The sequence below is a fragment of the uncultured Coprobacter sp. genome, from assembly GCF_947855755.1.
Taxonomy (GTDB): domain Bacteria; phylum Bacteroidota; class Bacteroidia; order Bacteroidales; family Coprobacteraceae; genus Coprobacter.
In genome coordinates this window covers 101918-110087 of record NZ_CANUAR010000009.1, presented here as the reverse complement: position 1 = coordinate 110087, position 8170 = coordinate 101918, and the positions used below count along the sequence as shown (strand labels likewise).

Annotated in this window: 8 protein-coding genes; 2 read left to right on the top strand and 6 right to left on the bottom strand. The window is 38.0% G+C overall.

The window, feature by feature from the left end:
* Positions 1 to 131 precede the first annotated feature (131 nt).
* The 3 genes from mnmE to ric all read right to left on the bottom strand — a co-directional run bounded on the left by mnmE (position 132) and on the right by ric (position 3407).
* Positions 132 to 1535 (bottom strand): tRNA uridine-5-carboxymethylaminomethyl(34) synthesis GTPase MnmE, encoded by a 1404-nt coding sequence (gene mnmE, locus Q0093_RS07125; protein WP_297929308.1) that lies wholly within the window; start codon positions 1533 to 1535, stop codon positions 132 to 134.
* Between the two features lie 16 nt (positions 1536 to 1551).
* Positions 1552 to 2427 (bottom strand): DNA/RNA non-specific endonuclease, encoded by an 876-nt coding sequence (locus tag Q0093_RS07120; RefSeq protein ID WP_297929296.1) that lies wholly within the window; start codon positions 2425 to 2427, stop codon positions 1552 to 1554.
* A gap of 251 nt (positions 2428 to 2678) precedes the next feature.
* A complete protein-coding gene (gene ric / locus Q0093_RS07115; protein WP_297929293.1) occupies positions 2679 to 3407 on the bottom strand; it encodes an iron-sulfur cluster repair di-iron protein in 729 nt (242 codons plus the stop codon).
* Positions 3408 to 3628: 221 nt separating this feature from the next.
* On the opposite strand from ric, the gene pepT reads away from it, so the two are divergent.
* Both pepT and miaA read left to right on the top strand, forming a co-directional pair.
* On the top strand, positions 3629 to 4849 hold the full coding sequence (pepT, locus tag Q0093_RS07110) for a peptidase T (RefSeq protein ID WP_297929291.1): 1221 nt from the start codon (positions 3629 to 3631) through the stop codon (positions 4847 to 4849).
* A gap of 274 nt (positions 4850 to 5123) precedes the next feature.
* On the top strand, positions 5124 to 6029 hold the full coding sequence (gene miaA, locus Q0093_RS07105) for a tRNA (adenosine(37)-N6)-dimethylallyltransferase MiaA (RefSeq protein ID WP_297929289.1): 906 nt from the start codon (positions 5124 to 5126) through the stop codon (positions 6027 to 6029).
* 54 nt (positions 6030 to 6083) lie between these two features.
* Here miaA and Q0093_RS07100 read toward each other — a convergent pair whose 3' ends face one another.
* The 3 genes from Q0093_RS07100 to Q0093_RS07090 all read right to left on the bottom strand — a co-directional run bounded on the left by Q0093_RS07100 (position 6084) and on the right by Q0093_RS07090 (position 8146).
* Positions 6084 to 6542 (bottom strand): DUF4293 domain-containing protein, encoded by a 459-nt coding sequence (locus Q0093_RS07100; protein ID WP_294179390.1) that lies wholly within the window; start codon positions 6540 to 6542, stop codon positions 6084 to 6086.
* 129 nt (positions 6543 to 6671) lie between these two features.
* Positions 6672 to 7565, bottom strand: a complete 894-nt coding sequence (gene dapA / locus Q0093_RS07095) for a 4-hydroxy-tetrahydrodipicolinate synthase (protein ID WP_297929287.1) — start codon at positions 7563 to 7565, stop codon at positions 6672 to 6674.
* Between the two features lie 41 nt (positions 7566 to 7606).
* On the bottom strand, positions 7607 to 8146 hold the full coding sequence (locus Q0093_RS07090; RefSeq protein WP_297929285.1) for a hypothetical protein: 540 nt from the start codon (positions 8144 to 8146) through the stop codon (positions 7607 to 7609).
* Between the last annotated feature and the right edge of the window lie 24 nt (positions 8147 to 8170).

The following is an 8170-nucleotide window of genomic DNA, read 5'->3' as shown; positions in this document are numbered from 1 at the left end:
AGGAGGTACAAAAAATGGCGTAAAAAGGCTTAGCAACGATTATCAACGATACTTGTGCAACAAAAAAGGCGCCCGTAAAGAGCGCCATATTAATCGATTATAATCAATTTAACTATTTGATAATCATATATTTACTTGCCGATGCAAAATTTACTAAAAACATTTCCGAGTATTTCATCTGTAGAAATTTGTCCAGTTATTTCCCCAAGATAATGCATACACTCCCGTATGTCTTGTGCCAAGAAATCTCCGGAAATACCTGAATGTAACCCATCTAATACGCGAGATATAGCTTCCTGAGCATGCAGTAATGCTTCATAATGTCGAACATTGGTAACTATTACATCGTCTGTCCCCGTTTCCGGCAATGAAGCTGCTGATACCAACCGGCTTTCCAAATCGGCTATTCCTTGATTTGTTTTGGCTGAAATGAATAGAATCGAATGGTTGAACGGTATTAACGATTCTACTAATTCTTTTTTTTCTTCACATTCTTGTATGGTTAGCTTATCCACTTTGTTCAACAAAACAAATAGTGTTTTTCCTTCACAATGTTGTATAATGCGCCCGGCAGACCGTATAATATTTTCATTCATCCCAGTAGCATCAATCATCCACAATATTATAGCGGCCTGATCAAGTTTTCGGAAAGTACGTTCTATTCCCATACTTTCTATCTTATCCTGAGTGTCCCGTATTCCGGCAGTATCGATAAAACGGAACGTGATACCCTGTAAAACTGTCGTATCTTCAATCACATCCCGTGTCGTTCCATGTACATCCGACACCAATGCCCGGTCTTCATGCAGCAAACAATTAAGCAAGGTAGATTTCCCGGCATTCGTTTCTCCGATGATGGCTGCAGGTATCCCATTCTTTATGGCGTTACCGACCTTAAAAGAATCTGCTAATTTACGGATTACGGTTTCTATATGCAATGCAAGTTCTATCAATCTCGAACGATCAGCAAATTCGACCTCTTCTTCGCTAAAATCAAGTTCCAATTCTATTAATGAAACAAAATCAAGTAACCGGGTACGAAGTTTTGCCAATTCATTGCTAAATCCTCCCCGCATCTGGTTCAATGCCAAACGATGTGCAGATTCTGATGTCGAAGCTATAAGATCTGCTACCGCTTCAGCTTGAGAAAGATCCATTTTTCCATTGGCAAATGCCCGTTGTGTAAACTCTCCGGGAAGAGCGGAACGACATCCGTTCTGAATCAGTAATGTAATAATTTGTTGTTGAATATAGAGTGAGCCATGGCAAGATATTTCGATCGTATCTTCTCCCGTAAAAGAATATGGAGCTACAAATCGAGCTACAATAACCTCATCTACAATCATACCTTTTTCGTCGATAATTTTACCGTAACTCAATGTATAAGGTTCTTGGGCCGTTAACGGATGTTCTTTCCTCGCGGGTTTATATATATGTTCAGTTATCATAACCGCATCTTTCCCGCTTACACGGATTACTGCGATCCCTCCTACTCCGGGTGCAGTAGATACCGCACATATTGTATCATTTGTCATCATAAATCTTTTTATTTTATAATTCCCAATCGGAGATATTGTTTTGCGATTCCAAACGGTTTTCAAGTTCATCCGGAAGTTCCGAAAAAAAGTCCATTCCTGTAAGTACTTCTACACTATCTATCGACACGGCATATACGGATAGAGGGGCATCTTCCTTTTCATTTTTAAATACAAATCCGATTCCTCTCGGTGTAGAGACATAAGGTGAGACAATAACCTTAAAAAAAGCATGAGGAACTTTTACTTCATTTCGTCCGATCGTTGTATTCCGTTCATCGACCAACGGTCCGCAAACTATTGCTATCGCGCTATCTCTCCTCGCCCATTTACGAATATGTTCTTCCAAGTCTTTCCAAGCTCCTCGATTTAATCCTGGATGCTGCGGACACATATTCGAAAAGTAAAAAGATTCTTTCATCGCCATTTCACTCCATGTCATGTCCGCTGCAGGAGCCATGTGCCCCCGATCAAACCCACTTTTACGATAGTCCGTATTCGTCGCACTGACACCGTTTACATACGGATCTACTACGAATTTATCCGTCCTGGTAGCCGTTCCCCGCAATTCGTCACGAGTCAATTCATAAGCAACCCAATTAGGCAAACGCCAATTTTTATTGTACGATACAGTGTAACCTTCATGTTCAATAATTTGTTCTGCCCGATCTTCTAACGGAAGCGGCAATTCCAAACTTTTATATCTAATGCCCGGTCTCCGACTCGCTTCACCTAATCGCTCGATCTTAGTAGAAAAAGCAGATAATGCCGACTTTATTTCTAAACGGAAATAATAAGCAAACAGAAGTAAAATCGTAATCCAAAAAAATATCCAAAGAAACCTACCTGACCAATTTATATTTTTTTTCTTCTTACGTTTTTTTCTAGCCATTCAAAAAATACATATTTAAAAGTTAGCGGACACAAATGTACAAAAATTTGTTTTAGAGCCTGTTTAAATTTTCCGATAAAGAAATCCCACGCAAAATTGAAACAGTTTTTTTAGCCTACAATTATAAAAACATACCTTTTTACAAAGGTAAAATTACCTCGTACACTAATATAATTCATAAAAAACAGCGCATACGGTATAAAAAATAGCCATATACGCTGTACAATCAAAACTATAATTATTGCTATTAATTAATCATTTATTTTTAATTTCTGTTCCATACGAATAGCTTGCGGAAAAACGATATTATTTTCCAAATGTATATGTCGATGCAAAGCTTCATCAAATGTTTTCAAATTTTCATATAAGAGCCGATAACTGCTACATGTATCTTCCGGAGTCGTATAATTATTTGTCAGTTTCTCAATTTTCCTATAACGCTCACCTTCCGCTTCATGCTCACTCATCATAACCGAGATCGGAGTTTCTATACTCCCACAATGAAAATCCGGCAAACGTTTATGCTCCTCTTCCACTTTAACCATTTCATAGATATAGGGGAAAAGAACTATTTCTTCTTTGTCGAGATGGGAATAGAGTTCGTCGAGCGAAATATTAAACAATTCATGTATCTCATACAACTCAGGATGGCGTTCTCCATGAACTCGAGTTACTTTAACTAATAATTTTTGAATTTCAGGTCCATGCAAACGGATATTTCGATGATATATTTTAAGAATATAATCTACCGATAAATCAATAGGCCAATTTTTAAAATCAATATTTTCCATAACCGGAGAATCTATACTTCGAAGGGCATTCAACACCTCGTTATAGTTAGCCCCTGCATTTCTCACAGCTTCGGGAAAAAGTGTAAATCCGTGACAACAATAATCAATTCCATATTTATCGAACACTTTTGCCGTATCAAAATTTTCGGTAACAATTTGACCGACTGTCATCTTCTCATAAGTTTTCATACATCTCTTATTTTTAGTTTTTATCCGATAATTTCATTTCTCAGATAGAATAATATTTACAAAAATATTCTTGAAAAGATTTCTCAAAATAATCTTGAGCAGAATTTAAACGAGCTCTTATATTTACAACCCAATTACCAAGCAGTTTGTTTTAAAAATTTCTATCTTTGCGACATAAAAGTATAAACGTCTCAAAGACGACAAACTTAATTAAGAATTTTATGAATTTAGTCGACCGTTTTCTGCACTATGTAAGTTTCGATACACAATCGGACGAACTGACACACATGACCCCCAGTACTCCGGGACAAATGATTTTTGCACAAGAACTTGAGAAAGAATTAAAAAAAATAGGTATGACCGAAGTATCGCTCGACGAGAACGGATACTTGATGGCGACCCTTCCTTCTAATACGTCTAAAAATATCCCTGTCATCGGATTTATCGCCCATCTCGATACAAGTCCCGATCTTTCTGGGCGGCATGTTACCCCTCGTATCATAAAAAACTATGACGGCAATGACATTCCATTATGCCCTGAGGAAGATATCATTTTACGTACCGAAGATTTTCCGGAAGTAAAAAAATATATAGGACAAGATCTTATCGTCACAAATGGCAAAACGTTATTAGGTGCTGATGATAAGGCCGGAATTGCCGAGATTATTTCTGCTATGGAACATCTGATACAACATCCGGAAATTAAACATGGGAAAATACGTGTAGCATTTACTCCTGACGAAGAGATCGGGCAAGGTCCTCACAAATTTGATGTTAAAAAATTCGGAGCTGAATGGGCTTATACTCTCGACGGAGGAGAAATAGGTGAATTGGAGTATGAAAACTTTAATGCTGCCGTCGCTAAAATTCTGTTCAAAGGACGCAACGTTCATCCGGGATATGCCAAGCATAAAATGATCAATTCATTACGCATCGCCAACCAATATGCTATCATGCTACCTCGCTGGGAAACTCCAGAACATACCGAAGGATATGAAGGTTTTTATCATCTAATTTCTTGTGAAGGGACTGTCGAGCAAACCACATTGACTTATATTATCCGTGATCACGACCGCGACCGTTTCGAACGCCGCAAAAAAGAATTCGAACATCTGGTGCGTAAAATCAATAAAGAATTCCCCAATTGTGCAAGCCTCGAAATTAAAGATCAGTACTACAACATGCGTGAAATGGTAGAGCCGGTTATGCACATTGTTGATTTAGCTTCTCAAGCAATGAAAGAGGTCGGAATCGTACCCATCGTAAAACCGGTGCGAGGAGGAACAGATGGAGCTCAGCTTTCATTTATGGGATTACCGTGCCCCAATATATTTGCAGGTGGACATAATTTTCACGGACGATATGAATTCATACCCATACAATCCATGGAAAAAGCCCGCGATGTCGTTATACAAATCGCTCGATTGGCTGCAGAAAAATAATTGAGTCTTATAGAGCTGTCTAAAATTTTTCAATAAAAAATAATCATCAGGTTATCTTTGTGCTTTCTTCCGGTCTTTTTTCCCGTTTTCCCTCGTCAGATAGTCCACTATCATCCTCGTGAAAACAACAAAACATCCTCGAAAGAAACTCTCAAACCTGACCCAAGTAAAATTTAGACAAGCTCTTAGGGCCTTTAAACAAACTATAAAGTTGTATCAGTATGTAGCAAACGACATTCTCGATACAACTTTTTTATATCTGTGTAATTATTATATGTCTGAAAAAACTTTAATTGTTTTGTTAGGTCCTACCGGAGTCGGGAAAACAGAACTCAGTCTTCGTATCGCCGAACAGCTTCATTGTCCGATATTATCATGTGACAGTCGACAATTGTATAAAGGGCTGGAGATCGGAACAGCAGCTCCCACCGAAGAACAGTTGCAACGGATCAAACATTATTTTGTCGGGACTCTGGAACTGCAAGACTATTATAGTGCCGCATGCTATGAAGAAGATGCTATAAAACTTCTAAACCGTCTTTTCTCCAATCTCGATGTCGTTTTAATGACCGGAGGATCTATGATGTATATCGATGCTGTTTGCAACGGTATAGACGAATTGCCTACTGTATCAGATGAAGTGCGGGAGCTTATGATCGAACGTTATAAGAATGAAGGATTGGAGAGCTTATGCAATGAACTAAAACGCCTCGATCCTGTCCATTATGAACAAGTAGATTTGAAAAACCACAAACGGGTTATCCATGCACTCGAAATTTGTTATATGACCGGAAAACCGTATTCCGAATTGCGTACGCATCCGAATAAGCAACGCCCGTTCCGCATCTTAAAAATAGGATTGACCAGAGATCGGGAAGAATTATACGAACGTATTAACCGAAGAGTAGAACAAATGATTTCAGACGGACTCGAATCCGAAGCCCGGACAGTTTATGCTCACCGAGAGTTCAATTCATTAAATACAGTTGGTTATAAAGAAATGTTCGCATATATTTCCGGTGAATGGAGTCTTGAAAAAGCCATAGAAAAAATTAAACGAAATACAAGAGTTTATTCTCGGAAACAGATGACTTGGTTCAAGCGAGACCCTCAAATTACATGGTTTTCTCCTGAACAGGAAAACGAGATCATGTCTTTCATCAAGAATCAGACTTTCTGATCGGATAAATAAAAAGGCGCTTATAGCGCCTTCCTCATAAATTTATTTTCTACATTATCTTATGCGATCGGCCGAACGCACTAACTGCTCGTCTTGACTGATCTTCCGATACGCCATATATTCTAAAATAATTGCGACTAAAGGGATAACTAATGCCGCAGCTAACGATGATGTTGCAGCCAATGATTTACCGTTCACCCACAAATACAAGAAAAATATAGGATAAAAGGCAACCAGCATTAAACCGTTAAACAAACAGAATTTCATTTGCAATATACGATTCTTATATAAAAATATAGATATACAAGCCAATAGTCCCATCAAAGCAATCAAGATAGCAATAGGCCAAGCCGGCAACACCATTTGTGCTGGATCTGCCATTGTATAAACTCCCATTGCCAAAAATTGCCAATTTCCATCAGCATTAGAATAACCGGCCAACGGCATAAACAACATGGATAGCACCAATGCTGCGACTAAAAAAAGATAAAAAGATTGAATACGTTGTATCATAATTAAAAATATTGGTTTTATCACGGAGCTTCTGCCACTCCCTCACGCCATATAAAATATTTTACTATTACAAAATACGATACCTTAACAGTCCGCACTTTATTTAGTTCAAGATGAAATTTAATATTGTCAACACATAATATTTAATTTCTGCAAAACGACCCGTATTTTTTCATACGTGGTAATACGGGTAGGAACAAGGGGTAACCGCAAACGATTTTGAATATATCCCATAGAGCTTAAAATACTCTTTACTCCGGCCGGATTTCCATCGACAAAAAGAAGTTCGAACAATTCGGTAAATTTATGATGTATCAACAAAGCGTTCGTATAATCTCCTTGCAATGCCAAACGCACCATACGACTGAATTCTCTCGGAAATGCATTTCCTATCACCGATATTACCCCAACAGCACCTAATGTTATTAAAGGGAAAGTAATGCCATCATCTCCGGATATTACCATGAAATCTTTTGGCTTGTTTTTAATTATATCATCCATCTGGGTTATATTCCCTGACGCTTCCTTGATCGCTACGATATTATCAAATTCACGAGCCAAACGCAAGGTTGTTTCCGCCGTCATATTCACACCGGTGCGACCGGGCACATTATAAAGAATAACAGGGAGTTTAGTCGCCGAAGCAATCGCTTTATAATGCTGGTAAATCCCCTCTTGAGAAGGTTTATTATAATAAGGTACGACAGACAATATCGCATCTACGCCATGAAAAGTTTCAGTCTTCAAACGATCTACTATTCCTCTTGTATTGTTTCCGCCTAACCCTAAAACTATAGGTATTCGTCCTTTTACTCTCTCGACAACGAAAGAGAGCACTTCATTTTTTTCTTGTTCGGTCAAAGTAGGTGTTTCGGCCGTAGTACCCAATACTACCAAATAATCTATACCGTTTTGTATCTGATATTCTATTAATTTGGAAAGGGCATCAAAATCGATCGATTCGTCATTCTTGAATGGCGTGATCAAAGCTACCCCCATTCCTTTTAAATTTATTTGTGCCATATATATTCTTGTTCAAAAAATATCATTTTGAGGGCTCAAAGTTATAAATTATTATCTTTTATATCAATATTACGCCAATAAAAGAGTATTTTTTCCAACAAATCCCGAGCTGCTATATCTTCGGCCGAACGAATCATAAAATCATACGGGTTTAACGAAACTTTTTGTAATCCGACCTTCATACGAGCCATTGATATACTCATCAAATATAAAAACGGCAACCGCTCGACAAGACTCAAATCGCATAACACTTCGGTATTAAACCCGATAAATTTTTTAACAGCGTTTTTATCGGGCAGACGTTTACCAAATTTCAAATTTTCCGGAGTCAATTCCAATATATCTATTTCAGGATAAGCAGATATATCAAGGGCATTACCATCTCCCAGTACAACTAAAGAAAGCCTTATCGGTTCTTTCGACAAATCCTTAACAACAGAAAGAATCGAATCGATACTCTCCCGTTCTATCAATAGCGTCAAGATTTCGGTCTTCCGATAATCGACAAATCGCTTTTTCCTTTTTTCTTGAGAACGAGCGAGCTGTCGGGCAATCTCCTTTTTTATCCAGTATGTCCACATATCATCCGATTTTAAATTACTACC

Bases quoted from the DNA above. Each gene is read 5' to 3' on its own strand.
- Q0093_RS07100 (WP_294179390.1), bottom strand. From the start codon at position 6,542: ATGATACAACGTATTCAATCTTTTTATCTTTTTTTAGTCGCAGCATTG.
- miaA (WP_297929289.1), top strand. From the start codon at position 5,124: ATGTCTGAAAAAACTTTAATTGTTTTGTTAGGTCCTACCGGAGTCGGG.
- Q0093_RS07090 (WP_297929285.1), bottom strand. From the start codon at position 8,146: ATGTGGACATACTGGATAAAAAAGGAGATTGCCCGACAGCTCGCTCGT.
- ric (WP_297929293.1), bottom strand. From the start codon at position 3,407: ATGAAAACTTATGAGAAGATGACAGTCGGTCAAATTGTTACCGAAAAT.
- Q0093_RS07120 (WP_297929296.1), bottom strand. From the start codon at position 2,427: ATGGCTAGAAAAAAACGTAAGAAGAAAAAAAATATAAATTGGTCAGGT.
- pepT (WP_297929291.1), top strand. From the start codon at position 3,629: ATGAATTTAGTCGACCGTTTTCTGCACTATGTAAGTTTCGATACACAA.
- mnmE (WP_297929308.1), bottom strand. From the start codon at position 1,535: ATGACAAATGATACAATATGTGCGGTATCTACTGCACCCGGAGTAGGA.
- dapA (WP_297929287.1), bottom strand. From the start codon at position 7,565: ATGGCACAAATAAATTTAAAAGGAATGGGGGTAGCTTTGATCACGCCA.